The sequence below is a fragment of the Caulobacter sp. BK020 genome (genome assembly GCF_004342605.1).
GTDB lineage: Bacteria > Pseudomonadota > Alphaproteobacteria > Caulobacterales > Caulobacteraceae > Caulobacter.
This window is the reverse complement of record NZ_SLZL01000002.1, coordinates 141,707-167,655: the sequence shown is the minus strand read 5'-3', so window position 1 is coordinate 167,655 and position 25,949 is coordinate 141,707. Positions and strand designations below refer to the sequence as shown.

Below are 25,949 nucleotides of genomic sequence, written 5' to 3'. Positions count from 1 at the left end.
AGAAGGCAGATGGAAAAGCTGGACCTGAAGCAGAGCCGGAAACCGCTCTTCACCGCCCCCGCCGGTCGCTTCGTGACCATCGACGCCCCGCCGGTCTCCTACCTCATGGTGGACGGCCACGGCGACCCGAACACGGCCCCAGCCTACAGGTTCGCGGTCGAAAGCCTCTATGCGACGGCCTATACGATCAAGTTCGCCTGCAAGGCCGACGGGCGAGACTTCGTCGTACCGCCCCTGGAGGGGCTCTGGTCGGCGGCCGATCCGGAGAGCTTCTCCGCACGGCGCAAGGACCAGTGGGACTGGACCATGATGATCATGCTTCCCGACGAGGTGACCGAAGACGTCTTCCAGGCCGCCAGAACCAGGGCTCGCGAGAAGCTGGGCGCGCTGCCCGACGGCCTGAGGCTCGAACGTCTGGAGGAAGGCCTCTGTCTCCAAACCCTGCACGTCGGCGCCTACGACGATGAAGGTCCTCTGCTGGCGAGGCTGCACGGCGACGTCATGCCATCCGGCGGCTATGCGTTCGCGGGGCGGCATCACGAGGTCTATCTGAGCGACCCGCGCAAGACGGCGCCCGAAAAGCTCAAGACCGTGATCCGCCAACCCGTGCGGCGGGCCTGAACACCCCTCTTGGTTATCACCGCCCCTCGGCGGACCGCAGGATGAACCCCAGGATCTCGGCCACGGCGACGTAGAGGGCCTCGGGGATCTCCTCGTCGAGCTCGATGGTCGACAGGGCCTGGGCCAGGGCCGGGTTCTCCTCGATCGGCACGCCGTGCTCGCGGGCGGTCTCGATGATCTTGTCGCCGACCCAGCCGCGGCCGGAGGCGACCACGCGGGGGGCGCCGGGCTCCTCGTACTGCAGGGCCACGGCGATGCGCGGCCCGACGGAGCGGACGGCGCCGGTCACGTGGCCTGATCCAGGAACTGGCCCGGCGCCGCGGCCGGGGCGCGCGGCTGGCCGGCATGGAAGGCGATCTCGGGCTCCAGGGCCGCGTCGCGCAGGGCGCCGCCCAGGCGCTCCTCGCCCGCGCGCAGGCGAGCCATCGCCACGGGACGCTCGGCCCACAGCGACACGCGAGCCCTGTCGCCGGTCAGGGCGACCTGGGCATGGACGGGCCCCATGGGCTCGACGTCCAGCGAGAAGCGAGCGCGCCAGGTGCGACCCAGGGCGCGGCCGCCCTCCTCGCCCGAACCGCCCCCGTCGCGGTAGACGTCGCGGCTGATCTCGAACTGGGCGGCGGCGGGCCCCTGGGGGGTCATGAACGGCATGTCGAACACCCAGCGATGGCCCTGGTCCCCAACCGGCCGGCCGGCGGCCGACGGGTCCGGTAGCGACGCGATCTGCAGCAGTTCCGTGCGGGCCAGGGCGGCGCCGGTCTCGGCCAGCAGGCGCTGGGCGACGGCGTGGGGTCCCGCGCCGGCCGGCAAGCCCGGCTGGGCGGCGGCCTGGGCGTGTGTCGGGGCTCCAGCGTAGGGCGGCGGGGTCTGGGACGGCGGACCGGGCGCCACCTCGGGGCCGCCATAGGCCGCCGTCGCGGCCGACGCGATGCGCGCCGGAAGCAGCGGCGGCAGGTCCTCGGCCGTGATGGCCCCGAACGCCGGTAACGGCGGCGCTGAAGGCGCGGCCGCCGGCCGGACGGGCTGCGGCGGCGCGTTGACGTTCGGCCAGCCACCGGGCGGCTTGGCTAACGGGGGGCGGGCGTCGTGAGACGGCGGCAAGGTCGGGGCGTCCGGATCGGAAACCCCAGGGCCGGAAGGCAGGCTCGTCGGGGATGCAGGCGCCGAGGCCAGGCCCCGGGGGGCGCTACGGCCGGCCAGTTGAGCCGAAGCCTCCGCCGACACAGCCGCGACCGGCGGCGGAGTGGGCGTGGAACGGCCAGGGGGATTGGACGCGGCCTGGCTCGGCGTCGCGCCGGCCTGGGCGGCCAGCGGCGGCAAGCCGTCGACCCAGGTCTTGACCACCTCCCGGAACACCAGCAGCGCGGCCTTCATGTCGCTGTTGGGGGTCGGGGTCGGGACGACCTTTGGCGGTGCGGTCAGGGTGCCAGTCTGTTGGCGCTGCGCCGGACTGTCGGGCGTAGCGGTCGCCAGCCGGGCTTCCAGGAACAGGCCCGAGCGCTGCAGGGCCTGGCGGATCTCCGGACCGCTGATCTGGCCGTCGAGGCGCGTTCCCAGCGCCATGACCTGGGCGATGGCGGCCTTGACCTGCCGCGGCGTCTCGGGCTCGGCGGCGGCCTGGGCCATGTCGGCCATCAGGGGCGCCAGGCCGGCCTGCCGGGCGGCGGCGCGCCCCGCTGCGGCGGCGACGGCGCGGGCGGGGGTCTCGACCTGGGTTTCGGGTCCCACGGCGACGGCGCGGGCTTCCGCGGCCTTGGCGCGGCCGGCCTCGCCTTCGCCCACGACGTCCTTGGCCAGGTTGGTCAGATCGCCCTGGGGCTGGGACTGAGATTGATCGATCATCGCGCCCAGGGTCTCGACCGACTGGATGACCGCGATCCGGGCGAGCGCCTCGGCCGCCTGGTCGGCCCGGCTGACGGGGGCGGACGGCGTCAGGGGCGACAGAGGGGCGACCGAGAAGATCGTCACGCCAGGGCTCCAGCCGGCGACGAGAGGGTCGCCAGGGCCCCAAACCTAGCCGAGAGCCGTGAAGCGGATCTTAAAGGCTTGCTTAACGCCTCAGGCGCCAGGAGCGTCTAGATGGCCCCGCCCCGCGCCCTCAGAAAGTCCAGCAGCGCCGAAGCCGCCGCTTCCGAAGGGTCGGGCATGCCGCGCCCCATCTTGTCGAGGGCGGCGTTCTGGGCGGCGATCTGGGCGGCGCGCAGGGACGGATCGTCCAGCCGCCGCGCGACCTCGGCCGCCAGGGCCGAGCCCGTGCAGGCGTCCTGCAGCCGTTCCGGCGCGACCGTGTCATCGGCGGCGATGTTGAACAGCGTCACCCAGCGCGGCTTGAACATCGATTTCAGCAGGGCGTAGGTGATCTTGCCGGTGACATAGCCGACCACCATCGGACAGCCAGCGAGAGCCAGCTCGGTGGTCACCGTGCCGCTGCAGGCCAGGGCGACGGTACCGGCAACCATGGCGTCGTCCTTCAGCGCCTCGTCCTCGACCACATGGGCCCGGAACGGCCAGGCGGCGACCCGGGCCTTAACCGACTCAGCCACGGTCGAGGCGGCGGGCACGACGACGTGCAGGTCCGGTCGATCGGCCTTGAGGCGGCGCACGGCGTCCTCGAACGGCGGCATGACCCGCTGGATCTCGGACGGCCGGCTACCCGGCAGCACCAGAAGGATCGGCTCTTCGGGGCCCGCGCCGATCGCGGCGCGCAGCCGGGCCGGGTCGGCGCGGCTGAAGTCGTGAGCCAGGGCCGAATTGCCGACGAAGACGTTGGCCAAGCCGGCGGCGTCGAAATACGGCTTGTCCATCGGCTGGATCGACAGCAGCAGGTCGACCGCCCCGGCCAGGTCCTCGGCGCGGCTGGCGTGATAGGCCCAGACCTGGGGGGCGACGTACTTGACCAGCGGCAGGCCGGGGTGCTGCTTCCGCAACGCCTTGGCCAGGCGGATGTTGAAGCCCCAGCTGTCGATCAGCACCGCAACGTCGGGCTTTTCGCGGGCCGCCAGGGCCAGGGTGTCCTTCAGGCGCGCCATGGCGCGCGGATAGGCCTTCAGGCTCTCCACGATGCCCAGGATCGACAGCTGGGCGATGTCGAACGGGCTCTGGATCCCCTCGGCCGCCATCTTGGCCCCGCCGACGCCGACGAAGCGGACCTTGTCGGCGCCGAGTCGCTGGCGCAGCACGCGAGCCAGCCTGGCGCCCAGGGCGTCGCCCGAAGCCTCGGCCGCCACCAGCATGACGGTCAGCGGCCGGCCCTCGGAGCGCTCGGGGCTCATCTGTCGGCCCGTGGTTCGACCCCGTACACGAACAGGCCCAGGTCGTCGGCGCAGGCGATGACCTGGTCGCGGTCGACGATCAGCAGCCGGCCGGCCTCGCCGACCACGCCGGCCAGGCCGGCGCGGGCCGCCCGCTGCACGGTGGCGACGCCGATGGTCGGCAGGTCGACCTTGGTCTCCTGGATCGGCTTTGGGGCCTTGGCCAGCACGCCGCGCGGCGCCTCGGCGTTGCCCCGGATCGCCTGCGGCAGGTCGGCGACCCGGCGCAGCATGGCGTCGGTGCCCTCCTGGGCCTCGACCGCCAGCACCAGGCCGTCGCAGACCACCGCGCCCTGCCCCACGTCCAGCGCGCCGATGGCTCGGGCCACGTCGAGGGCGCGGTCCATGTCGGCGACATGGGTTTCCTTGGGCGCATGCTTGCCCAGGGCCCCGCGCGGCAGGGTCATCTCGCCCCGCACCTCGTGGGCGCCCTCGATCGCGAAGCCTTCCTTCTCGAACTCGGCCAGCAGGCGGCGCAGCAGGGCGTCGTCACCCTTGCGGGCGGCGCTGACCAGGCCGGGGATCACCGTCAGGCCGCGCAGGTCCGGCTTGATCGTCGAGAAGTCGGGGCGATCGACGACGCCGGCGAAGCAGACGGCCTCGCAGCCCTCCTCGCGCAGCGCCTTGAACACCTTGCCGAACTCGCCCAGCCCGACCTCGACGCCGGGATAGCGGGCCAGCACCGGCTGGGCGAACGACTTCAGGCGCATCACGGCGAACGGCCGTCCCGCGGCCTCGCAGTGGGCCGCCAGCTCCACCGGCAGGGAACCGCCGCCGGCGATCAGACCAAGCTTGCGCATGGCCCCTCCTAGACTTCGCGTTCCGGCAGGCACAGCGGCCGGTTGCCGTCGGCGCGGATGAATTCGACGATCTCCATCACCTCGGGCGTCTCGGCGTGGGCCTCGGCCACGTCGTCCAGGCGCTCCTGAAAGGTGCCTTCGTCGGCGAACAGCAGGCGGTAGGCGGCGCGCAGGGCGTTGATCGCCTCGCGGCTGAAGCCCCGCCGCTTGAGGCCGACCAGGTTCAGCCCCTCCAGGTGGGCGTGGTTGCCCCACACGGAGCCGTAGGGGATCACGTCCTTTGTCACCGCGGCCAGGCCGCCGATGAAGCTGTAGCGGCCAACGCGCGAGAACTGGTGGATGGCCGCCAGCCCGCCGACGAACACGAAGTTGCCGACGTCGACGTGACCGCCCAGGGTCGCGCCCTTGGCCAGCACGACGTTGTCGCCGACGACGCAGTCGTGGGCCACGTGCGCCTCGGCCATGAAGAAGCCGTCGGCTCCGATGGTGGTCACGCCCCGGCCTGAGGCCGTGCCGGTGTTCATCGTCACCTGCTCGCGGATGATGTTGCGCGGTCCGATGACCAGCTCGGTGCGCTCGCCCTTGTAGCCCAGGTGCTGGGGCGGCCCGCCCAGGGACGAGAAGGCGTGGACCTCGGTGTCCTCGCCGATCGTGGTGACGCCATCAACCACCACGTGCGACAGCAGGCGCACCCGGGCGCCCAGGGTCGCGTCCGGACCGACGATGCAGAACGGCCCGATGGCGACGTCGTCCGCCAGCTTGGCGGCCGGATCGACGATGGCGGTCGGATGGATCTGGGTCATGCCTTGGGCGTCTCCACCACCATGGCCGCGAACTCCGCCTCGGCCGCCACCTTGTCGCCGACCTTGGCCACGCCCTTGAACTTGAAGATGCTCGAACGGGCGCGGGTCACCTCGACCTCCATGCGGATCACGTCGCCGGGCCGCACGGGCGTGCGGAAGCGGGCGTTGTCGACCGACATGAAGAAGATGGTCTTGCCCTCGGTGTCGACCTCGAGCGACTTGCTCATCAGCACCGCGCCGGTCTGGGCCAAGGCCTCGATGATCAACACGCCGGGCATCACCGGATTGCCCGGGAAGTGCCCCTGGAAGAACGGCTCGTTGATCGTCACGCACTTGACGCCCACGATCGACTGGTGCGGGCGATAGGCTTCGGCCCGGTCGACCAGCAGGAACGGATAGCGATGCGGGATCCGATTGAGGATCTCGGCGATATCGATGTCGGCCAGCGGCTCTTCGACTTTGGATTGGCTCATTTCGCCCCTAGCCCTTCGATTCACGGCCGCCCGCCTTGCGCGACAGCCACGCGGTCTCCCGGAGCCACCGCTTCAGCGGTCGCGCCGGGAATCCAGTCCATGTTTCGCCGGCCGGCACGTCCTTGAAGACCGACGCCGAGGCGCCGATCTGGGCGCCCGCGCCGACCGTCAGGTGATCCGCCACGCCAGCCTTGCCGCCGAACGCGACCCCGTCGCCGACCACGGCGCTGCCGGAAATGCCCGTGAAGGCGGCGGCGACGCAGTTGCGACCAAGCCGGACGTTGTGGGCGACATGGACGAGATTGTCGATCTTGGTGTTCTCGCCAATGGTCGTATCGCCAAAGGCGCCGCGGTCCACGCAGCTGTTGGCGCCGATCGTCACCCCGTCCTGCAGCACGACCCGACCCAGCTGAGGCAGATCGACGACGCCCGTGGGCCCGCCGGCCGCGCCGAATCCGGCTTCGCCGATCACCGCCCCGGCGAGGATCGACACCCGGTCGCCGATCAGGGCGAAACCGATCACGGCGTTGGCTCCGATCCGGCAGTCGCGTCCTATGGTCACCCCCGGACCGATCACCGCGCCCGGCGCCAGCCAGGTTCCCCGGCCGATTCGCGCGCCCTGGCCGACGATCACGCCCGGAGACAGGGCCACGCCCTCCTCCAGTTCGCTGTCGGGATGGACATGCTGCGAGCCGTCGTGGCGGCGAGGGGCGTGCAGCCGCCGGGCCGCCGCGGCCCAGGCCGCCTGCGGATGGTTGGTCAGCAACAGAACGCCGCCGACCGGCGCGCGGTCGGCGTGTTCGGGTCGCAGGAAACAGGCTGCGCCCCTGAGGTTCGCCAAATCGGCCAGACGCTTGGGGTCGGACAGGAAGGTGACGGCGCCCGCGCCGGCGCTTTCCAGCGGCGACGCGTGCGAGATCAGGTGATGGCCGTCTGCCGGATCGGCCAGCCGAGCGCCGCTCAGGCTGGCCAGTTCCGCGAGGGGCGCCGGACCCAGGTCTTCGAAAAAGCGCGGGTCCGGCATCGGTCCTCTCGTGAGCGGCCCTGGCGTCATGCCTGGGCCGACTCGACTACTTCTTGGGAGTCGTCGGCTGCAGAGCTTGAGCCCCCGGAGCCGCTTGGTCCAGACGTTCGCGATCGAAGGTCAGGGTCTTGATCCGGGCGTCGACGGCGGCGACGACGGCGTCGGTGATGTCCATGGCCGGGTTGCCCAGCAGGACCGATTCCCGCTCGATCAGGATCGAGCAAGTCTTGGCCTGGTAGGCTTGGCGGATGGCCGGGTCCAGTTCCTGATAGACGCGGGCCAGTTGCTTCTGCTCGGTGGCCTCGACTTCGCGCTGGCGCAGTTGGCCCTTGCGCTGGAAGGCGTTGGCGCGCACCTGCAGGGCGGCGGCCTGCTGTTCCAGGGCGCTCTGGTCGAGCGTGGCCTTCTTGGCGTCCAGGGCCTTGGCGTCATTGTCCAGGCTGGTCCGTTCGGCGGTCAGCTCGGCGTTGACCTGCGAGATGATGGTCTTCAGGCGCGCGTCGACGGCCTTGCCCACCAGCGAGCGGGCGACCGCGCCTTGGCTGGAGAAGATGCAGACGCCGGCGATCGGCGCGCCGTGGGTGATCGGCGGCGCGGCCGGGGCGGTCGGAGGCGTGGCCTGGGCGAAGGCGCCCGACGCCGTGGCGAGAGCAGCCAGACCCGAAACGGTCGCGGCGAGGAACTTGGAGGTCATGCTGATTAGAACCTTGTGGAGGTGGAGAACCGGAAGGTTTCGGTCCTGTCGTAGTCTTCTTTAGCGAGAATATGGCTGAAATCGAACCGGATGGGCCCCATGGGGGACTTCCAGTCGATGCTCAGGCCGGCCGAAGCCCGCAGACCCAGCCCGTCCTTGATCTTCTCATTGACGAGTCCGGCCTTGTCCAGGCGGTCGACGTCGTCCAGCTGGCCCGCCGTGCCGAAGTCGGAGAACAGCGCGGCCTTGATGCCGTACTGCTCGGGCAGGAAGGTCGGAACCGTCAGCTCGAACGTGCCGATGGCATAGAGCTTGGCGCCCAGGGAGTTGCTGCTCTGATTGCCGTTGGTCGTATCGCGCGGGCCGATGCCGGCGATCTCGAAGCCGCGGAACGAGCTGCCGCCCTTGTAGAAGCGGTCGTTGATGCGGATGTTGTCGCCGCCCCAACCTTCGATATAGCCCGCCGAGCCGACGGCGCTGAAGATGAAGTCCTTGTTGAAGCCCCAATACCAGCCGGCGTCGGTCTCGGTCTTGAGGTACTTGGTGTCGCCGCCGAAGCCGGCCAGGTCCTGGCTCAGGTCGGCGAACCAGCCGCGGGTCGGCTGGATCGGATCGTTGCGCTTGTCGAGCCGCAGATTGTAGCCGATCAGCGAGGTGATGTACGAGCCGCGCTGCAAGCAGAGGATGTCGGACACCTGACCGTTGGTGCAGAGGCTGTCCTCCACGCTCACCTTGTCCTGACGGAGCTGGTAGCGCAGGCCCATCGAGGCGTTCTGCGTCAGCGGGAAGCCCAGGCGCAAGGTGCCGCCGGTCGATTCCGTGTCATAGGCGGCGTAGTCGCTGAGGTCGTAGCGATACGAGTACAGGTCCAGGCCGGCGCGCAGGTCGCGGCCCAGGAAACGCGGCTCGGTGAAGCCGAAGTCGATCTGCTGGCGCAGCGAACCGACGGAGACGCGGGCCCGCAGGTTCTGGCCGCGACCGCGGAAGTTACGCTCGGTGATGCCGACGTCCAGCACCAGCTTGTCGACCGAGCTGTAGCCGGCGCTGAACGACAGTTCGCCCGTCGGCTGCTCCTCGGTCTTGACCCGCAGGGTGGTGCGGTCGGGCTGGGCGCCGGGCACTTCCTCGATGTTGACGTCCTTGAAGAAGCCCAGGGCGCGGACGCGGTTCTTCGAGCGGTCGACCAGGACGCGGTTGTAGGCGTCGCCCTCGGCCACTTCCAGTTCGCGGCGCACCACATAGTCCAGGGTGCGCGTGTTGCCGACGATGTCGATCCGGTCGACATAGACGCGCGGCCCTTCCCGCACCGAGAACACCACGTCCACGGTGTTGTTCTCGTGGTTGGGCACGTAGCGCGGGCGCACGTCGACGAAGGCGAAGCCGGCCGCGCCCGCCGCGAAGGTCAGGGCGTCGGTGGCCTGTTCGATCTTGTCGTCTTCGTACAGCTGGCCGGCGCGGATCGGCAGGATCTGGGCCAGCAGGTTGCCGTCCAGCTTTTTCAGCTCGGTTTCGACGGTGACCTTGCCGAACTTGTACTTGGGACCTTCGTCGATCGTATAGGTGACCGCAAAACCGTTCTTGTCGGTGGCCAGCTCGGCCACCGTGGCCACGACGCGGAAGTCGAAATAGCCGCGGTTGCGGTAGAACTTGCGCAGCTGCTCGCGGTCGTACTCGATCCGGTCAGGGTCGTAGTTGTCGTTGCTGGTCAGGAATTTGTACCAGTGCGACTCCTTGGTGACGATGACGTCCTTCAGGTCGTTGTCGGAATATTCGACATTGCCCAGGAAGTTGACGCCCAGCACGCCGCTTTTGGGGCCTTCGCTGATCTCGAACACCAGGTCGACGCGCTTCTGCGGCAGTTCCACCACCTTGGGCGTAACGGTCGCGGAGATGCGGCCCGAGCGGCGATACAGCTCGATGATGCGCTGGACGTCGGCCTGGACCTTGGCGCGGGTGAAGATGCCGCGCGGACGGATCTGCACCTCGTCCTTCAGCTTGTCTTCCTTGAGGGCCGAGTTCCCCTCGAAGACCACCTGGTTGATGATCGGGTTCTCGACGACCTTGACGATCAGGTCGCCGCCCTGCAGCTCGATCTTCACGTCGGCGAACAGGTCGGTGCGCGCCAGGGTCTTCAGCGCCAGGTCCAGGCGCTGGGGATCGACCGTCTCGCCCGGCTGGATCGGCAGGTAGGACAGCACGGTCCCCTGCTCGATCCGCTCGTTGCCCTGCACCACGATGCGCTGGACCACGCCCGTGGTCTGGGCCTGGGCCATGGCCGCCTGCGGCGCCGTCAGGGCCGTGGAACCGAGAAGGAGCGCAACGCCGGTGGCGAACGCGGCGCTGTGGGCGCGAATTTTGCTCATGGGACCAATCATGGACGGACGGCCGGGTTCACGCGAACAGGTCACGAGAACAGGCCGCCAATGAATTTGAACACGTCGTAGCGGTGAAGATCGTTCCAGGCCGCGAACAGCATGAAACCAAGGATCAAGGCAAGCCCCGCTCTGAAGCCGGCGGCCTGGAACTCGGCCTTCAGCGGTCGCCTGGCGATCGCCTCGTAGGCGTACATCAGCAGGTGGCCGCCATCGAGGACCGGGATGGGCAGCAGGTTCATGAAGCCGATGCTGACCGACAGGGTGGCGACCATGATCATCTGGCCGACGAAGAACCGCAGCAGCAGGGTCTGGAAGTCGGGCGCATCGACCGTCGTCGCCGAGGCCATGGCGCCGACCGCATGGCCGATGCCGATCACGCCGCTGATCTGGTCCGCCGAGATCTGTCCGGTGACCAGGCGCCCGAGATAGAAGCCGATGGTGCTGATCTGATCCCAGACCTGGACCGTAGCGTCGGGAACCGCACGCCAGATCGTCGAGCGGTAGTGATAGGGCTTGCTGACATTGCCGACGCCCAGCCGGCCGATCTTCATGCGGCCGTTGATCTTGTCCACCACCTCGGCCTGCACCGGCGTGGCGACCAGATGCAGCGTCTGGTCGCCGCGCTTGACCGTGAAGTCGATGGGCAGGCGCGCCCGCAGGATGACGTAGCTGCTGAGTTCCTCGAAGGTCCTGATCCGGCGACCGTCGACCTTGGTGACCAGGTCACCCGGCTTGAACCCGGCGGCGGCGGCCGGACCGTCGGCTGAAACCCTGTCGATCCTCGCCGGATGGCGATATTCGCCCAGCGTCACCATGAAGACGGCGAACACGGCGATCGCCAACAGGAAATTGGCCACCGGCCCGGCCACGGCGATGATCGCCCGCTGCCAGACGGGTTTGAAATGGTAGTAGCGCGAAACAGCCGCCTCACCCTCGCGTGCGGCGATTTCGCGCTTGAGGACGGCCAGGTCGCTGCCGTCCGGCACGCTGGCGGCGTTGTCGTCGCCGGAGAATCGCACGTAGCCGCCCAGCGGAATCGAGGCGATCCGCCACTCGACGCCGGACTTGTCGCGCCACGCCACGATCTTGGGGCCAAAGCCGATCGAGAAGCAGTCGATGGCCACGCCGCAGGCTCGGGCGGCCCAGAAATGGCCGAGTTCGTGCACTGTCACGACGACGGACAGCACGAACACGAACGCAAGGAGGCCGATCAAAAACCCGATCATATGGTGGCACCCAACTCCCCGGTCAGTCTCTAGGTACGCTTCTGGCCGACAACCTCGGCCGCAATGCGGCGAGCCGAGGCGTCGGTCATCATCGCGCTGTCGAGGGCGTCGCCGTGGCTGTCGGCGAGTTCGCCCAGGCCGTTCATGCGCTCTAGTGTCCCCGCCACCGCGCCGGCAATATCCAGAAAGCCGATCTGGCGGTCAAGGAAGGCCGCGACGGCCACCTCGTTGGCGGCGTTCATGGCGGCCGGCGCGCCGCCGCCCAGGCGCAGGGCCTCGCGGGCGATGGCGATCGAAGGGAAGCGGTCCAGGTCCGGCGCCTCGAAGGTCAGCTGGCCGTAGGCGGCCAGGTCCAGGGGCTTGGCGGGCCAAGACAGGCGCTGGGGCCAGGCGAAGGCGCAAGAGATGGGGCTGCGCATGTCCGGCGGGCCCAGCTGGGCCAGCGTCGAGCCGTCGGCGTATTCGACCAGGCTGTGGATCACGGACTGCGGGTGGATCACGACGTCGATGCGCTCCTGCGGCGTGTCGAACAGGTAGGACGCCTCGATCATCTCAAGGCCCTTGTTCATCATCGTCGCGGAATCGACCGAAATCTTGGCGCCCATCGACCAGTTGGGATGGGCGACCGCCTGTTCCGGCGTGGCCTTGGCCATGGCGGCCTTGTCCCAGGTCCGGAACGGCCCGCCCGAGGCGGTCAGGATCAGGCGCGATACCTGGTCGATACAGTCGCGCTGCAGCACCTGGAAGATCGCCGAATGCTCGGAATCGACCGGGATCACCGAGCCACCGGCCTGGCGGGCGATGGCCAGCAGGGCCGGGCCGGCGCAGACCAGGCTTTCCTTGTTGGCCAGGGCGATGACCGCGCCGGTGCGGGCGGCGGCCAGGGTCGGGGCCAGACCCGCCGCGCCGACGATGGCCGACATCACCCAGTCCGCCCCCATGGCGGCGGCCTCGGAGACCGCGGCGGCGCCGGCGGCGGCCCGCACGCCGGAACCGGCCAGGCGCTCGCGCAGCTCCGGCAGACAAGTCTCGTCGTCGATGACCGCGACCTGGGGCTTCCAGCGCAAGGCCTGCTCGGCCAGCTTGGCGACGTTGCGGCCGGCGGTCAGGGCCAGGATCTCGACGCCGACCTCGGCCTGCTCGAACAGGTCCAGCGTCGAAACGCCGATGGACCCCGTCGACCCCAGCACCACGACCTTGCGGGGTTCGACCTTGGGGGTGCGGGTCAAGGCAGCCATCCCCACTGATCGAGCAGCCGCGCGCCGGCGACCACGATCGCCGCGAACATCAGGCCGTCGACGCGGTCCAGCATGCCGCCGTGGCCGGGGATCAGGTCACCCGAATCCTTCACGCCGAACCGGCGCTTGAGCATCGACTCCCACAGGTCGCCGGCCATGGTGGCCAGGCCGCCCAGCAGGCCGATCGCGGCGGCCACGGGCCAGTCCAGATGGAGGTCCGGCAAGGCGGACAGCGCCTGGGACAGCGCCACGATGCCCACCGCGCCCAGCGAGGCGGCGACCAGTCCGCCAAAGAAGCCCGACCAGGTCTTGTTGGGCGAATAGCGCGGCCACAGCTTGGGCCCCTTCAGCAGACTGCCCGTGGCGAAGGCGAAGATGTCGGCGAACCAGGTGACGGTGAACAGCAGGAGAGTCCAGGTGAGGCCCACCGCCCGATCGACCGGGTTCTGCCGCAGCCAGATCATCGCGATCACGGCCGGCGCGATGTAGATCACCCCATAGGCGGCGTCGGCCCGCCGCTCGACCGCGCCGCGCGCCATCAGGGCGGCGGCGATCGCGCCGATGATCACCACCGGCCAGGTGATGTAATAGTGGCCACGGAACGCGACGATCACCGAGAGCGCCACGGCCGCGCCGATCGCCAGGGCCACGCCCAGCACGGCCCGCCGGGCGCTCATCTCGGCCCACTCGCGGGCCAGCAGCGCCACGCCCACAAGGATCAGGCCCAGATACCAGACGTCGCCGAACCAGACGGCGGCCACAACCGTGGGCACCAGCACCGTGGCCGAGGCGACACGGATCCGCAGGTTGCTCCAGTTGAAACGTTTAGCCGGCGACGGCGACGTCATCGACGGCGATACCTCCATAGCGACGGTCGCGGCTGCGATATTCCGTCAACGCGGCGGCCAGGTGTTCGGGCCCATAGTCCGGCCAAAGAACATCCTGATACACGAGTTCGGCGTAGGCGCATTCCCAAAGCAGGAAGTTCGAGATCCGCTGTTCGCCGCTGGTGCGCACGATGACGTCCGGAGCCGGAGCCCCCGCCGTCGACAGGTGTCGCTCGAACAGCGCTTCGTCCAGGTCGGCGGCCCGCGCCTCGCCCCGCTCCACCGCTTCGGCAAAGGCCCGCGCCGCATCGGCGATGTCGGCCCGACCGCCATAGTTGAACGCCACCTGCAGCAGGAAGGCGTCGTTGTGGCTCGTGCGGCTTTCGGCGCGGTCGATCACGGCCAACACGTCGGCGGCCAGACCCGTGCGGCGACCGATGATCCGGACCTTCACGCCCTCGCGGGCCAACCGGTCGATATCGGACTCCAGATAGGCCTTCAGCAGACCCATCAGTTCCGACACCTCCTGTGGCGGACGGCTCCAGTTCTCGGTGGAAAAGCCGAACACCGTCATCACGCCCACGCCCAGAGCGGCGGCCCCTTCGACGGTCCGCTTCAGGGCGTTGACGCCGGCGCGATGGCCCAGGACGCGCGGCAGGTTGCGCCGCTTCGCCCAACGGCCGTTGCCGTCCATGATGATGGCCACATGCAGCGGCCGGCCCGACTTCGCACCCCCGGCGCGCGTCGAGACGTCCTGCAGGCCGGTCGTCGGCGCCATGCGCTTCAGCCTTCCCTCATCTCCCCCAAACAACGCAGGTCGATGCTAAACCTGCATGATCTCTTGTTCCTTGGTTTTCAAGGCCTCGTCGACGCGCTTGATGGCCTCGTCGGTCATCTTCTGGACCTCGGTCTCCATCTTCTTCAGCTCATCCTCGCTGATGACGGACGCCTTCTCGGCCTTCTTGAGGTCGTCGTTGGCGTCACGGCGGATGTTGCGGACCGCGACCTTCTGCTGCTCGGCGTACTTGCCGGCGATCTTCACAAGGTCCTTGCGGCGCTCCTCGGTCAGCGGCGGGATCGGAATGCGCAGGTTCTGGCCCTCGACCACCGGGTTGAGGCCCAGGCCCGAATTGCGGATCGCCTTCTCGACCGAGACGACGACGCCCTTGTCCCAGACGTTGACGTTGATCTGGCGCGGCTCGGGCACGCTGATCGAGGCCACGGCGTTCAGCGGGGTCGACGAGCCGTAGGCCTCGACCATCACCTGGTCCAGCAGGCTGGCGGAGGCGCGGCCCGTGCGCAGGGAGGCGAATTCCTCCTTCAAGGCGACGACGGACTTGTCCATGCGGTCCCTGTAGCGGGACAGGACGGGTTTTTCGGCGGTGGCCATGGCTTGGGCTCTCTTCGCTGGGAAATTAAGCGGCGCGGGCGCCGGAAACGACGGTGTGCGTCCCCTGCCCCTTCAGGACGTTCAGCAGGTTGCCGCGCCCCTTGATGGAGAAGACCACGATCGGAATGTTGTTGTCGCGCATCAGGGCCACGGCCGAGGCGTCCATCACCCGCAGGTCCTGGGCCAGCACGTCCATGTAGTTGAGCGTGTCGTAGCGCTTGGCTGCCGGATCCTTCTTGGGATCGGCGCTGTAGATGCCGTCGACGCTGGTGCCCTTGAACAGGGCGTCGCACTGCATCTCGGCGGCGCGCAGGGCCGCGGCGGTGTCGGTGGTGAAGAACGGGTTGCCGGTGCCGGCGGCGAAAATCACCACCCTGCCCTTCTCCAGATGCCGCTGGGCGCGGCGGCGGATGTACGGCTCGCAGACCGTGGCCATCGGGATGGCCGACTGCACCCGGGTGGAGACGCCGATGCGCTCCAGGGCGTCCTGCATGGCCAGGGCGTTCATCACCGTGGCCAGCATGCCCATGTAGTCGGCGCTGGAGCGCTCCATGCCCTTGGCCGCGCCGGCCATGCCGCGGAAGATGTTGCCGCCGCCGATCACCAGGCACAGCTCGACGCCGGACTGGACGATCTCGCGGATGTCCTCGGCCACCGACTCGACGGTCTTGGTGTCGATGCCGTAGGGCGTGTCGCCCATCAGCACCTCGCCCGAAACCTTCAGAAGCACGCGGCGATAGGGTCTGTGCTGGGGTTCGGACATGCGGAGGCTCTTCCTGAGTCGTCGGGACGCAACATAGTGCGCGTTCCGGAAAAGTGGGATCGGTTTTCCGGGCTCAAACCGGCCAGATCGCGTGCAGTTGCGCGACCGGGGCGCAAAAAAGGCGCGGCGCGCGCTCGATGCGCGCCGCGCCTTCCTCAGGCGGTCCCGTCCGACGCCCGCGCCCAGAGGACGGTGGGCGTCGGAAAAGACTTAGGCTTGGCCGGCCATGGCGGCGACTTCGGCGGCGAAATCGCCTTCCGGAGCCTTTTCGACGCCCTCACCCAGGGCCAGGCGGACGAAGCCCTTCACGGTGAGCGGCGAGCCCAGTTCCTTGCCGGCCTCGGCGACCAGTTGCTCGACGGTCTGGTCCGGGTTCATGACGAAGGCCTGCTTCAGCAGCACGACTTCTTCCAGGAACTTGCGGATGCGGCCTTCGACCATCTTCTCGACGACGGCGGCGGGCTTGCCCGACTCCAGCGCCTGCTCGGTGAAGATCTGGCGTTCCTTCTCGATGGCGGCCTGGTCCAGGTCGTCCGGCGACAGCGACAGCGGGGCGGTCGCGGCCACGTGCATGGCGATCTTGCGGCCCAGTTCCAGGATCTTGGCCTGGTCGCCGGCGCCTTCGATGGCCACCAGCACGCCGATCCGGCCCAGATCCGGGGCGGTGGCGTTGTGGATGTAGGACGACACCGCGCCCTGGGCGACCGAGAACTTGGCCGAACGGCGCAGGACCATGTTCTCGCCGATGGTGGCGATCAGGTTGGTCAGCACTTCGGACACGACTTCGCCGTCGGCGGTCTTGGCCGCGTTGATGGCCTCCACGCCGTCGTTGTCCAGGCCGACGGCCGCGATCTTGCGGACGGCGTTCTGGAACAGGTCGTTGCGGCCCAGGAAGTCGGTCTCGGCGTTCACTTCCACCGCGGCGGCGGTCATGCCGGCGCCGTCGTTGCGGACGGCGATGCCGACCAGGCCCTCGGCCGCGACGCGGTCGGCCTTCTTGGCGGCCTTGGACAGGCCCTTGGCGCGCAGCCAGTCGATGGAGGCGTCGATGTCGCCGCCGTTCTCTTGCAGGGCCTTCTTGCAGTCCATCATGCCGACGCCGGACTTTTCGCGCAGTTCTTTCACCAGCGCTGCCGTGATCTCAGCCATGAAATCCTCCAGATTCAAACGTTTAGCGACCGAGCTTGATAGCTCGGTCGCATGACAGGGTCACAACGACCGCGCCGGAACCGAGGTCCCGACGCGGTGGTCGGAAAATCAGCTCGCGGCCGGCTCGTCGGCGACGGCGTCCAGGGCTTCCGAAGTGGCCTCCTGAGCGGCGGCGTCAGCCACCGGTTCCGGGGTCAGTTCGCGAGCCAGAGTCGGCTCGACCGGGGCCACCGAGGCGCCCAGGTCGACGCCCGAGGCGGCTTGGCCGGCGGCCAGGCCGTCCAGCACCGCGTCGGCGATCAGGTCGCAGTACAGCTGCAGGGCGCGGGCGGCGTCGTCGTTACCCGGGATCGGATAGGTGATGCCGTCCGGGTCGCAGTTGGTGTCGAGGATGGCGACGACCGGGATGTTCAGCTTGCGGGCTTCCAGGATCGCGATCGCTTCCTTGTTGGTGTCGATCACGAACATGATGTCGGGGATGCCGCCCATGTCCTTGATGCCGCCCAGCGACAGCTCCAGCTTGTCGCGCTCGCGGGTCAGCTGCAGCAGTTCCTTCTTGGAACGGCCTTGGCCTTCGCCGGACAGAACGCCTTCCAGCTCGCGCAGACGGGCGATCGAGCCCGAGACGGTGCGCCAGTTGGTCAGGGTGCCGCCGAGCCAGCGGTGGTTGACATAGTATTGGGCGCAGCGCTTGGCGGCCGTGGCGACCGGGTCGCTGGCCTGGCGCTTGGTGCCGACGAACAGCACGCGGCCGCCGGCGGCGGCGACTTCACGCACCTTCACCAGGGCCTGGTGCAGGAGCGGGATCGACTGCGACAGGTCGATGATGTGGATGTTCGAACGCGAACCAAAGATGTAGCGGTCCATCTTCGGGTTCCAGCGGTGCGTCTGGTGGCCGAAGTGGGCGCCAGCTTCCAAGAGCTGACGCATGGAGAATTCGGGAAGCGCCATGATAGGTCTCCTTCTTCCGGTTGAACCTCCGTGGACACCCCCGCTCCGACGATTCGGACCGGGACCGGAACGGTAACGACGGGATGTCTCCCCGGCGTCGCCGCACGTCCACGTGTGGAATGGCCGCGCAGATAGGCGCGAACGCGCCAAAAAGCAAGCCCTTAGGCGCGGTATGGAGCGGTATGGTGCGGGATCATGCCCTTGACCGGTCAAGCTGGCAGCGCTCCAGTGCTCCAGTGCTCCAGTGCTCCAGTGCTCCAGTGCTCCAGTGCTCCAGTGCTCCAGTGCTCCAGTGCTCCGCGACGCTTGGATGTTTGCGGCCAACTAGGGACTGACTGTGAAGGCTGTTTTCGACACCAAGCCAAACTCTGGCTATGATGACGAACTTCCCCATCGCTATCATTTTCCCGCGCGCAGCAACTACATGGCCGCCGCGCTCGCAGCACAGGGCGATTGGGTCATCTTGCGCGAACCTCAGCGAAATAGAGGCCGCAGAGCCTATGTGGCGGTTGCACGCGTATTGGACGTCAGGCCTGATCCGATACGCCCAGACCACGCCTACGCGATGCTTGGCGACTATCTCCCCTTCGACGCCCCCGTGCCCTTCGTTGGGCAGCTTGGCTATTGGGAGGGCCCGCTGCGAGCGATCGAGGACGCAAATCGGGTTGGCGCGGGCGTCCAGGGTCGCGCCATGAGGCCGCTGGACGACGCGGATTTCGCGGCAATCGTCCTAGCAGGCTTGAGCGAGACCCTGGAGCCATCAAACGCACCTCGCTTAGGACCACCCGGCGGCTTTCAAGAGCTCAGCGAAACGTTCGTGTTCGATGCTCCGCCAGCGGAGCAGGCCCGACGCGTCGAGGCGATCCTGATCAATCGCAAAATCCGAGATGCGAACTTTCGAAGGCAAGTCTGCGAGGCCTATGATGATCGTTGCGCGGTGACACGCCTGCAGATCATCAACGGTGGTGGTCGGTCCGAAGTCCAGGCCGCCCACATCTGGCCCGTGGGCGACGGCGGTCCCGACACCATACAGAACGGCATCGCCCTATCCGGCACAATCCATTGGCTATTCGATCGCCATTTGATCTCCCTGACCGACGACTACCGATTGTTGGTTTCTCACAACAAGGTGCCAAGCGAACTGCGCGGGCTGTTCGTCAATCAGATGGACCGCATCCATTTACCCGCGGACCGGAACCTCTGGCCGCACCCCGCCTATGTCGCGCGACACAGGCAGGCCTTCGGCGACGTGTGAGCGAAAAGGTCACCGACCGCATTTTATCCACAGACCGACACACCGCGCCCACGGGCGTGACACATGCCTGACAGGTTCGGGCGTTAGGAGAAGGCCATGCTCGCGGTCTTCGATCTCGACGGCACTCTGTTGGACGGCGATTCCACGGCGCTTTGGCTGTGGGGCCGGGTTCGCCGCTCCGTTCCCCGACTTCTGGCCACGCTGTTGGTCGCTCCGGTCGCCATTCCGATGGTGATCGCGCCCCGCACCCGCCGGGCCGGGGCCTCGATCCTGCTGTGGATCGCCACGGCCGGGCTATGCGAGCGCAAGCTGCGCAAGTCCTGCGCCGACTTCGCCGGCCAGTTCCAGGCCAAGGCGCTGCCCCTGCGCTGGCGCGGGCCAGGCATGGCGACGCTTGACGAACACCTGGCCCATGGCGACGAGGTGGTGGTGGTCACCGCGGCGCCGACCATCCTGGCCCAGGCCCTGATCGCGCCGCTGGATCGGCCCATCGTCGTACTCGGCACCTCGCTGAAGCGTCGAGCCGGCGGCTGGGTGGCCGACGTCCATTGCCGGCACCGGCGCAAGTGCCAGGCCCTGGCTGAAGCGGGCCACGGTCAGCGCTGGGCCTACGCCTATACCGACAGCCTCGACGACCTGCCGCTGCTGCAAGGAGCCGACACGCCGATGATCGTCGGCTGCGGCAAGGCCGCCAAACGCCGCCTCGGCCGCGCCCGCCTGCCCAATGGCCGCGCCATGGCGTGGTAGGAAGCCCCTCCCGTTCGACGGCGACGCGCGAAGCCCCGCCTTCAGCGACGGGTGTCGATGGCGATCCAGTTCACTTCCCAGGTGAGGCCGCCGTCATCCGAGAACGCCTGCTCGAAGCGCGCCGAGTTGGCGGTCACGTCGGAGATGATGAAGCGCACCAGTATGGCTCGACCGCCCAAGGTGTCCTGTCCGTAGAAGACGCCGCGACCGTCCTTGAACTGGCCATAGACCGGCCGGGTGAGCACCCCGCCGGCGGCGAAGTTGAGGCTCCATTGCCTGGCGTCCGGATCGTAGAGGCGCAGGGACAGGCCCTCGATCCGGCCGGCCGGCCCCTTGACCTTCAGCTCGACCAGATTGGCGCTGCCGTCCAGCACAGGTCGGACGACAGTCACCCCCTCGTACTCGACCCAGGTGTTCGACCCGGTCAGAGGGTGCTGGAGGCGAGACAGGCGCGTCGTCCATTCGCCGATCTCCCAGTCAAAGTCCCGCTGGCCGTCCTGGCTCTTCGCCGCCCCGGCGGGAGACGGCTGCGCGGCGGCGGCCAGCGGCGGACCGCCGAGCAGAAGCGCCACGGCTGCGACCGCCGCCCTCAAGCTGTGGATCATGGCGCCCTCCAGGCCTCTCACGATGAACAGCAATAGAGCGCATGAGGGCGGCGGAGTCTCGCCGCGGGTGCGGGGGACCGCCCGTCCCCTTTCGCAAAGGCTTCGACCCTGGCCGACGGCCCGGCCACCCCGGCCGCTGCGCCAACGCCGCCTCAAGGCGTTTCAGGCGACGCTGGCGGATCGCATGACCCAGAGAGGCCTACAGAAGCCCGATGATGGTCGGGCGAGTTTTGGACAGATGATCATCGACGGCGATATGCCCCATCGCTCGGTGCGCCAGCGACGGCGATGAACGCGCGCGCCTCGTAGGCCTTGTCTCCGCCAAGGTAACGCGACATCGACTAGGACGGAAATCGAGCATCTCCAGCATCGCCTCCCGCTCGGCTGGAGCCGTCGCCGAGCCGCGCCGATTCAAGGCGCGCCAGCCGGGCTGGCGGTCACGCATCTTGTAGAGTCAGGCTTCGGGATCGGCGGCGCTGCAGTGCGTCCGGTAGGCCCGTCCTCGTGGAAGCCCTGATCGGCATTGCGCCCCAGACCCTTGGGGGCCTTGTCGCCGCGTCGCCCCTGCGGAAACTCTTCGCCCAAGCCTCAACCTCGATCAGCACGCCTCGACTGAAAACCGATCTGACGACACCGGCCGCCCCAAGGGCGGCTGAGCCAGATCGTCCAGAGACCTTACCCGCAATCTCGCCTGCCGTCCGTGCGGTCTCTCGCGCCGCTCGAATGGTCCCAGGCGGGCCACGGCATCCGTGCCCAGGCCCGCGCCTCTGCTGAACAGCAGGTTGAATTCCATCCGCCCCAACGGCTGGCGTTCGAGCGGGCGCCGTAGCAGGTCTGCCATAGCATTGCTGGAACGGTCATCCGGACTGGACCAGCGGACGGGCCAAAACCAGAACAGGCGCGTCGCCGCAAAGGCATCGCGGCCTTTGGCGCCGCGTTGCGATCATCATTCGGGCCTCGCGTCCCCAGGCCACCGGGAAAACAGTGATTCAGATCCTATGTCCGCCCCGCGCCTGAAGCCGGCCCCTGCCCCACAGAAGCAATGATGTCGAGTCGAGCGCCGTGACAGACGTCTTCAGAGGCCGCTAGACCGACTTGCCGTCGAACCTGCGAGGTTCCAGCGCGAAGACGTCCACATCGTCCAGACAGCGCACATTGATCGCCGCCATCTCGGCGCCGTCCGGCCCGACCCCGCGGCCGAAGGATTGGATCCCGCAGGTCTTGCAGAACAGGTGCGAGATCTTGTGGCTGTTGAAACGGTATTCGGTCAGGGATTCCTCACCCTGCCTCAGCTCGAACGCCGAGGCCGGCGCGAAGGCCAGCACCGATCCCAGCTTGCCGCATCGCGAACAGTTGCAGGCGATCAGGTTATCGAGTTCGACCTCGACCGCATAGCGAACGGCGCCGCACTGACAGCCGCCTTCATGTCTAGCCATGGCATTCCCCTTCGACGGCTCATGTGATCCGTGTGTTTCAGTAACCAGGCCCGCCCCGGCGCGCACGAAATCTTCGAGAGCCCACAGGCTTCCGCCTCCGCCACAATTCTCTCGCCCCGAGTCGTTGGCGCCCGCGACAAGGCCGAGTCCAAGCCCGGCGCCCAGGCTGCGATTACGACGTCAGTTCGCCTCAATGCCCCTCTCACCCCTTAGTTCGGATGTGGGCGAAGCCATCTCCGCGTTGAAACGCTCGGCCAGCGCCTCAAGCACGCCCGACCGGGCCCCCAGCCCCTCGGCGCTCAGCGCATCGGCGACGCGCCCCGCCATGTCGGCCAGGATGACGCCCCAGGCCGCGGTCTCTCCGGCCGCACCGTCGTCGGCATAGGGTCCCATTCTCAGAGAGCAGTGTAGTCCTGGCTCGGCGATCCAGATCCGGGCCAACTCCAGGGCTTGCGCGTCGCGCAGCGCCGCGGGTGGAGTTCCAAGCGCGTTCATCAAGCCCCCGCCTCAGACCATCCAAGATCGAACCGACAGCCTAGGGCGCCCAAGCAGCTCGCTTTCGAAACAAGACCGTCGCCCCAGGGAACGACACTGTCCTCGCGCCTTCGGTCCGCCCGCGACAAGGTCAAGACCACATTCGCCGACGCGCCCGTCCGCATCACACGTCTTCCAGGAGGGCCACGCCGGGCGCGGTCTTCAGGGCGCCGCGCAAGGCGGCGTCCAGCGTATAGCGCCCTGGCAGCTTCATCTCGATCTCGCGGCCGCCGCCCAGGGCGGCGACCAGGCTGACCTCGCCGCCGCGCGGCGAGGCGGCCGGCTCGAGCCGTTTTCTCAGAGCCTCGATCTCGGTGGCCGAGGGCGACAGGTGCAGGCGCAGGCCCGCCACCATGTTCTCGATGGCCTTCTCGATCGGTTCGGCGTCGTCGCCGAAGAACCGCACCTCTCCGTCGCGGGCCTTGGCGCGGACCTTGATCGACACCGCCTTGCCCGGCTCCAGCACCTCGCGGCACTTGCGCAAGGCTTCCGGCGGGAACAGCACCTCGTATTCGCCGCTGGGATCCGACAGCGAGACGAAGGCGAAGCGCTCACCGCTCTGCGAGGCTCGCTCCTGGCGGCGGCGCACCACCCCGCACATGCGGAAGGCTTCCATGCCGGCCTCGGCGCGCGGAATGACCTCGGTCAGCATGGCCGTGCGGCGGCGGCGCAGCACCCCGACCATGTCGTCCAGCGGGTGGCCGGTCAGGTAGAAGCCCACGGCCGCCAGTTCCTCATCCAGCAGATCGACCTGGGTCCACGGCTCGGTCTTCTTCAGCCGCGGACGACCGGCGGCCGGATCGCCGCCGAACAGGGCGTGCTGGCCGCCCTGGCGGTCGGCGGCGATGCTCTGACCATGGGCGATCAGCACGTCGGCCGAGGCGAAGATCTGGGCGCGGTTCTTGTGGATCGAGTCGAAAGCCCCGGCCCGGGCCAGGTTCTCGATCGCCCGCTTGTTGACCAGCTTGGGATCCACCCGCTCGACGAAGTCGAAGATGTCGCGGAACGGCCCGCCCTCCTCGCGGATGGCGACCAGATGCTTCATGGCCTCCAGCCCGACGTTGCGCACCGCGCCGAGCGCATAGAGCACCTCGCCGTTCTCGACCTCGAAATCGGCGCCCGAACGGTTGACGTCGGGCGGACGCACGGTGATGTCGAAGCGCCGGGCGTCCTGGTGGAAGACCGCCAGCTTGTCGGTGTTCGACAGGTCCAGACTCATCGAGGCGGCCAGGAACTCGACCGGCGTATTGGCCTTCAGCCAGGCCGTCTGGTACGAGATCAGGGCGTAGGCGGCCGCGTGCGACTTGTTGAAGCCGTAACCGGCGAACTTGGCCACTAGTTCGAAGATCGAGCCCGACTGCTCCTCCGGCACGCCCTTTTCCTTGGCGCCGGCGACGAAACGGATCTTCTGGAGATCCATCTCCTCCTTCTTCTTCTTGCCCATGGCCCGGCGGAGAAGGTCGGCTTCACCCAGGCTGTAGCCCGCCAGGATCTGGGCGATCTGCATCACCTGTTCCTGGTAGACGATGACGCCGTAGGTCTCCTTGAGCACCTTCTCCAGCGACGGATGCAGGTTGTCGACCGGCTTGCGGCCGAACTTGCAGTCGACGAAGGTGTCGATGTTGTCCATCGGGCCGGGGCGATAGAGCGAGATCAGCGCGGTGATCTCCTCGATCGAGCTGCAGCGCATCTTGCGCAGCGTGTCGCGCATGCCCTGGCTTTCCAGCTGGAACACGCCGACCGTCTGGCCGGAGGCGAGAAGCTCATAGGTCTTGGCGTCGTCGAACGGCAGCTGGCCCAGGTCGATGATCTCGCCGCGCTTCTTCAGGTGCTTGACCGCCCGATCCAGGACCGTCAGCGTCTTGAGCCCCAGGAAGTCGAACTTCACCAGGCCGGCGCTCTCGACCCACTTCATGTTGAACTGGGTGGCCGGGAGGTCCGAGCGCGGATCCTTGTAGAGCGGGGTCAGCTGGGTCAGGGGCCGGTCGCCGATCACCACCCCGGCGGCGTGGGTCGAGGCGTTGCGGAACAGGCCTTCCAGCTGCAGGGCCACGTCCAGGCAGGCCTTGACGTTGGCGTCCTCGTCCCGCGCCTGCTTGAGGCGCGGCTCGATATCGATGGCCTGGGCCAGGGTGACCGGCGCAGCCGGATTGTTGGGCACCATCTTGCAGAGCCGGTCGACCAGACCGAGCGGCAGCTGCATCACCCGCCCGACGTCGCGCAGCACGGCGCGCGCCTGCAGGCTGCCGAAGGTGATGATCTGGGCCACCCGGTCGCGGCCGTACTTCTCCTGCACGTAGGAGATCACCTCTTCGCGCCGCTCCTGACAGAAGTCGACGTCGAAGTCGGGCATCGACACACGCTCGGGATTGAGGAAGCGCTCGAACAGCAGGCCGAAGCGCAGCGGGTCGAGATCGGTGATGGTCAGCACCCAGGCGACCAGGGAACCGGCGCCCGAGCCCCGTCCCGGCCCCACCGGGATGCCGTGCTCCTTCCCCCACTTGATGAAGTCCGACACGATCAGGAAGTAGCCCGGGAACCCCATCTTGATGATGATGCCGAGCTCGAACCTCAGCCGTTCCCAATACTCCTCTTCCGGCGCGGCCAGCTGCGGCAGCGCCGCCAGGCGCCGGCGTAGACCTTCCTCGGCCTGGTAGGTCAATTCTTCGGGCTCGTTGCGGCCGTCGCCGGTGGGGAAGCTGGGCAGGATCGGGTCGCGCTTGTGCACCATGAAGGCGCAGCGGCGGGCGATGTCGAGGGTGTTGTCGCAGGCCTCGGGCAGGTCGGCGAACAGCTTGCGCATGTCCTCGGCCGGCTTGAACCAGTGCTCGGGGGTCACGCGCCGCCGCTCGTCCTGACCGACGAAGGCGCCGTCGGAGATGCACAACAGGGCGTCGTGGGCGTCGTACAGGCTGGGCTTGGCGTAGTAGACGTCGTTGGTGGCGACCAGGGGGGCGTCGTGGTCATAGGCCCAGTGGACCAGACCCGGCTCGGCGGCCGCCTGGCGTGGCAGGCCGTGACGCTGCAGCTCGACATAGAAGCGATCGCCGAACACACGCTGCATCTCGGCCAGGGCGGCCTCGCCCTCGGCGGTCTTGCCGGCCGCCAGCAGCGCATCGACCGGACCGTCCGTGCCGCCCGACAGCAGGATCAGCCCCTCGGCGTGCTCGACCACCTTGGCCCAGGGCACGACCGGCTCGGCCAGCTCGGCGCTTTCCAGATAGGCCAGGGACGACAGTTCCGAGAGGTTCAGATAGCCCTGCTCGTTCTGGACCAGCAGGGTGATGGTTGGCGTGCGCGCCCAGCGCTCCGTCGGCCCCGCCCCGATGCCCGACACCGCCAGCGCGCAGCCGATGATCGGCTGGACGCCGTAGTCCTTGGAATAGACGGAATATTCGAGCGCGCCGAACAGGTTGTTGCGGTCCACCAGCCCCGCCGCCGGCATGCCTGCCGCCGCGGCCAGGCCGGGAATCTTATCGGCCTTGATGGCGCCTTCCAGCAGCGAATAGGCCGAGCGCACGCGAAGGTGGACGAAACCCTGACCTTCACTGCCCGACATCACCGCACCTCACCGCTACACGACTCAGGCCACCAGTTGGGCGACCTGACACATCATCCAGACGAAGCTGACGACAGATACAAGCGCCAAAGACTCACGCGCGATACGGACCATGGGAAGCCTCCTGCGATCGTTGCTTGTTTGTTCTATATTCCACTTTTGTTCCCC

At 68.3% G+C, this 25,949-nt stretch carries 25 protein-coding genes; 3 read left to right on the top strand and 22 right to left on the bottom strand.

Going from position 1 to position 25,949, the window contains the following annotated elements; translation table 11 throughout:
* Positions 1-9: 9 nt before the first annotated feature.
* Positions 10-621 (top strand): GyrI-like domain-containing protein, encoded by a 612-nt coding sequence (locus EV278_RS03185; protein WP_132086595.1) that lies wholly within the window; start codon positions 10-12, stop codon positions 619-621.
* A 16-nt stretch (positions 622-637) separates the two neighbouring features.
* Here EV278_RS03185 and EV278_RS03180 read toward each other — a convergent pair whose 3' ends face one another.
* From EV278_RS03180 to rpsB, 17 genes are all read right to left on the bottom strand, one after another.
* Positions 638-910 carry an EscU/YscU/HrcU family type III secretion system export apparatus switch protein gene (locus EV278_RS03180; RefSeq protein WP_132086593.1) on the bottom strand — a complete coding sequence of 91 codons (273 nt, stop codon included), beginning with the start codon at positions 908-910 and terminating at the stop codon, positions 638-640.
* Entirely contained in the window at positions 907-2,589 is a 1,683-nt protein-coding gene (locus EV278_RS03175; protein WP_132086591.1) for a flagellar hook-length control protein FliK, read from the bottom strand. The genes EV278_RS03180 and EV278_RS03175 overlap by 4 nt, the downstream gene beginning before the upstream one ends.
* 107 nt (positions 2,590-2,696) lie before the next feature.
* On the bottom strand, positions 2,697-3,893 hold the full coding sequence (gene lpxB / locus EV278_RS03170; protein WP_132086589.1) for a lipid-A-disaccharide synthase: 1,197 nt from the start codon (positions 3,891-3,893) through the stop codon (positions 2,697-2,699).
* A complete protein-coding gene (gene lpxI / locus EV278_RS03165; protein WP_132086587.1) occupies positions 3,890-4,732 on the bottom strand; it encodes a UDP-2,3-diacylglucosamine diphosphatase LpxI in 843 nt (280 codons plus the stop codon). Before lpxI ends, lpxB begins: the two co-directional genes overlap by 4 nt.
* Before the next feature lie 8 nt (positions 4,733-4,740).
* Positions 4,741-5,535, bottom strand: coding sequence for an acyl-ACP--UDP-N-acetylglucosamine O-acyltransferase (lpxA, locus tag EV278_RS03160; RefSeq protein ID WP_132086585.1), 795 nt, complete (start codon positions 5,533-5,535; stop codon positions 4,741-4,743).
* Positions 5,532-6,008: a 3-hydroxyacyl-ACP dehydratase FabZ gene (gene fabZ / locus EV278_RS03155; RefSeq protein ID WP_132086583.1), complete on the bottom strand. Its 477-nt coding sequence runs from the start codon at positions 6,006-6,008 to the stop codon at positions 5,532-5,534. The genes lpxA and fabZ overlap by 4 nt, the downstream gene beginning before the upstream one ends.
* 7 nt (positions 6,009-6,015) lie before the next feature.
* Positions 6,016-7,032 (bottom strand): UDP-3-O-(3-hydroxymyristoyl)glucosamine N-acyltransferase, encoded by a 1,017-nt coding sequence (gene lpxD / locus EV278_RS03150; protein WP_132086581.1) that lies wholly within the window; start codon positions 7,030-7,032, stop codon positions 6,016-6,018.
* Between the two features lie 46 nt (positions 7,033-7,078).
* Complete coding sequence (locus tag EV278_RS03145) at positions 7,079-7,726, bottom strand: OmpH family outer membrane protein (RefSeq protein WP_132086579.1); 648 nt, start codon at positions 7,724-7,726, stop codon at positions 7,079-7,081.
* Positions 7,727-7,731: 5 nt separating this feature from the next.
* The gene (bamA, locus tag EV278_RS03140) at positions 7,732-10,101 is read right to left on the bottom strand and encodes an outer membrane protein assembly factor BamA (protein ID WP_132086577.1); all 2,370 of its coding nucleotides are present in this window, start codon (positions 10,099-10,101) and stop codon (positions 7,732-7,734) included.
* A 29-nt stretch (positions 10,102-10,130) separates the two neighbouring features.
* Complete coding sequence (locus EV278_RS03135) at positions 10,131-11,327, bottom strand: M50 family metallopeptidase (RefSeq protein ID WP_132086575.1); 1,197 nt, start codon at positions 11,325-11,327, stop codon at positions 10,131-10,133.
* 29 nt (positions 11,328-11,356) lie between these two features.
* A complete protein-coding gene (locus tag EV278_RS03130) occupies positions 11,357-12,565 on the bottom strand; it encodes a 1-deoxy-D-xylulose-5-phosphate reductoisomerase (protein WP_132086573.1) in 1,209 nt (402 codons plus the stop codon).
* Positions 12,553-13,413, bottom strand: coding sequence for a phosphatidate cytidylyltransferase (locus EV278_RS03125; protein WP_132086571.1), 861 nt, complete (start codon positions 13,411-13,413; stop codon positions 12,553-12,555). Before EV278_RS03125 ends, EV278_RS03130 begins: the two co-directional genes overlap by 13 nt.
* Entirely contained in the window at positions 13,391-14,170 is a 780-nt protein-coding gene (uppS, locus tag EV278_RS03120; RefSeq protein WP_132086569.1) for a polyprenyl diphosphate synthase, read from the bottom strand. Before uppS ends, EV278_RS03125 begins: the two co-directional genes overlap by 23 nt.
* 45 nt (positions 14,171-14,215) lie before the next feature.
* Entirely contained in the window at positions 14,216-14,782 is a 567-nt protein-coding gene (gene frr, locus EV278_RS03115; protein ID WP_132086567.1) for a ribosome recycling factor, read from the bottom strand.
* 25 nt (positions 14,783-14,807) lie between these two features.
* Positions 14,808-15,545 (bottom strand): UMP kinase, encoded by a 738-nt coding sequence (gene pyrH / locus EV278_RS03110; protein WP_132086565.1) that lies wholly within the window; start codon positions 15,543-15,545, stop codon positions 14,808-14,810.
* Positions 15,546-15,755: 210 nt separating this feature from the next.
* Positions 15,756-16,694: a translation elongation factor Ts gene (tsf, locus tag EV278_RS03105; protein ID WP_132086563.1), complete on the bottom strand. Its 939-nt coding sequence runs from the start codon at positions 16,692-16,694 to the stop codon at positions 15,756-15,758.
* 108 nt (positions 16,695-16,802) lie between these two features.
* Positions 16,803-17,645: a 30S ribosomal protein S2 gene (gene rpsB / locus EV278_RS03100; protein ID WP_132086561.1), complete on the bottom strand. Its 843-nt coding sequence runs from the start codon at positions 17,643-17,645 to the stop codon at positions 16,803-16,805.
* 337 nt (positions 17,646-17,982) lie between these two features.
* On the opposite strand from rpsB, the gene EV278_RS03090 reads away from it, so the two are divergent.
* Both EV278_RS03090 and EV278_RS03085 read left to right on the top strand, forming a co-directional pair.
* Positions 17,983-18,900, top strand: a complete 918-nt coding sequence (locus EV278_RS03090) for an HNH endonuclease (RefSeq protein WP_132086559.1) — start codon at positions 17,983-17,985, stop codon at positions 18,898-18,900.
* Positions 18,901-18,996: 96 nt separating this feature from the next.
* Positions 18,997-19,647 carry a haloacid dehalogenase-like hydrolase gene (locus EV278_RS03085; protein ID WP_132086557.1) on the top strand — a complete coding sequence of 217 codons (651 nt, stop codon included), beginning with the start codon at positions 18,997-18,999 and terminating at the stop codon, positions 19,645-19,647.
* A 41-nt stretch (positions 19,648-19,688) separates the two neighbouring features.
* On the opposite strand, the gene EV278_RS03080 is transcribed toward EV278_RS03085, so the two are convergent.
* From EV278_RS03080 to sidA, 5 genes are all read right to left on the bottom strand, one after another.
* Complete coding sequence (locus EV278_RS03080; RefSeq protein ID WP_132086555.1) at positions 19,689-20,252, bottom strand: hypothetical protein; 564 nt, start codon at positions 20,250-20,252, stop codon at positions 19,689-19,691.
* Between the two features lie 1,085 nt (positions 20,253-21,337).
* Entirely contained in the window at positions 21,338-21,688 is a 351-nt protein-coding gene (locus EV278_RS03075; protein ID WP_132086553.1) for a GFA family protein, read from the bottom strand.
* 180 nt (positions 21,689-21,868) lie between these two features.
* On the bottom strand, positions 21,869-22,183 hold the full coding sequence (locus tag EV278_RS03070; protein WP_132086551.1) for a DUF5076 domain-containing protein: 315 nt from the start codon (positions 22,181-22,183) through the stop codon (positions 21,869-21,871).
* A 163-nt stretch (positions 22,184-22,346) separates the two neighbouring features.
* The gene (dnaE, locus tag EV278_RS03065; RefSeq protein WP_132086549.1) at positions 22,347-25,781 is read right to left on the bottom strand and encodes a DNA polymerase III subunit alpha; all 3,435 of its coding nucleotides are present in this window, start codon (positions 25,779-25,781) and stop codon (positions 22,347-22,349) included.
* Positions 25,782-25,805: 24 nt separating this feature from the next.
* Complete coding sequence (gene sidA / locus EV278_RS03060; protein WP_035074860.1) at positions 25,806-25,895, bottom strand: cell division inhibitor SidA; 90 nt, start codon at positions 25,893-25,895, stop codon at positions 25,806-25,808.
* Between the last annotated feature and the right edge of the window lie 54 nt (positions 25,896-25,949).

Bases quoted from the DNA above. Each gene is read 5' to 3' on its own strand.
- EV278_RS03185 (WP_132086595.1), top strand. From the start codon at position 10: ATGGAAAAGCTGGACCTGAAGCAGAGCCGGAAACCGCTCTTCACCGCC.
- lpxB (WP_132086589.1), bottom strand. From the start codon at position 3,893: ATGAGCCCCGAGCGCTCCGAGGGCCGGCCGCTGACCGTCATGCTGGTG.
- lpxI (WP_132086587.1), bottom strand. From the start codon at position 4,732: ATGCGCAAGCTTGGTCTGATCGCCGGCGGCGGTTCCCTGCCGGTGGAG.
- lpxA (WP_132086585.1), bottom strand. From the start codon at position 5,535: ATGACCCAGATCCATCCGACCGCCATCGTCGATCCGGCCGCCAAGCTG.
- fabZ (WP_132086583.1), bottom strand. From the start codon at position 6,008: ATGAGCCAATCCAAAGTCGAAGAGCCGCTGGCCGACATCGATATCGCC.
- lpxD (WP_132086581.1), bottom strand. From the start codon at position 7,032: ATGCCGGACCCGCGCTTTTTCGAAGACCTGGGTCCGGCGCCCCTCGCG.
- EV278_RS03145 (WP_132086579.1), bottom strand. From the start codon at position 7,726: ATGACCTCCAAGTTCCTCGCCGCGACCGTTTCGGGTCTGGCTGCTCTC.
- bamA (WP_132086577.1), bottom strand. From the start codon at position 10,101: ATGATTGGTCCCATGAGCAAAATTCGCGCCCACAGCGCCGCGTTCGCC.
- EV278_RS03135 (WP_132086575.1), bottom strand. From the start codon at position 11,327: ATGATCGGGTTTTTGATCGGCCTCCTTGCGTTCGTGTTCGTGCTGTCC.
- EV278_RS03130 (WP_132086573.1), bottom strand. From the start codon at position 12,565: ATGGCTGCCTTGACCCGCACCCCCAAGGTCGAACCCCGCAAGGTCGTG.
- EV278_RS03125 (WP_132086571.1), bottom strand. From the start codon at position 13,413: ATGACGTCGCCGTCGCCGGCTAAACGTTTCAACTGGAGCAACCTGCGG.
- uppS (WP_132086569.1), bottom strand. From the start codon at position 14,170: ATGGCGCCGACGACCGGCCTGCAGGACGTCTCGACGCGCGCCGGGGGT.
- frr (WP_132086567.1), bottom strand. From the start codon at position 14,782: ATGGCCACCGCCGAAAAACCCGTCCTGTCCCGCTACAGGGACCGCATG.
- pyrH (WP_132086565.1), bottom strand. From the start codon at position 15,545: ATGTCCGAACCCCAGCACAGACCCTATCGCCGCGTGCTTCTGAAGGTT.
- tsf (WP_132086563.1), bottom strand. From the start codon at position 16,694: ATGGCTGAGATCACGGCAGCGCTGGTGAAAGAACTGCGCGAAAAGTCC.
- rpsB (WP_132086561.1), bottom strand. From the start codon at position 17,645: ATGGCGCTTCCCGAATTCTCCATGCGTCAGCTCTTGGAAGCTGGCGCC.
- EV278_RS03085 (WP_132086557.1), top strand. From the start codon at position 18,997: ATGCTCGCGGTCTTCGATCTCGACGGCACTCTGTTGGACGGCGATTCC.
- EV278_RS03080 (WP_132086555.1), bottom strand. From the start codon at position 20,252: ATGATCCACAGCTTGAGGGCGGCGGTCGCAGCCGTGGCGCTTCTGCTC.
- EV278_RS03075 (WP_132086553.1), bottom strand. From the start codon at position 21,688: ATGGCTAGACATGAAGGCGGCTGTCAGTGCGGCGCCGTTCGCTATGCG.
- EV278_RS03070 (WP_132086551.1), bottom strand. From the start codon at position 22,183: ATGAACGCGCTTGGAACTCCACCCGCGGCGCTGCGCGACGCGCAAGCC.
- dnaE (WP_132086549.1), bottom strand. From the start codon at position 25,781: ATGTCGGGCAGTGAAGGTCAGGGTTTCGTCCACCTTCGCGTGCGCTCG.
- sidA (WP_035074860.1), bottom strand. From the start codon at position 25,895: ATGGTCCGTATCGCGCGTGAGTCTTTGGCGCTTGTATCTGTCGTCAGC.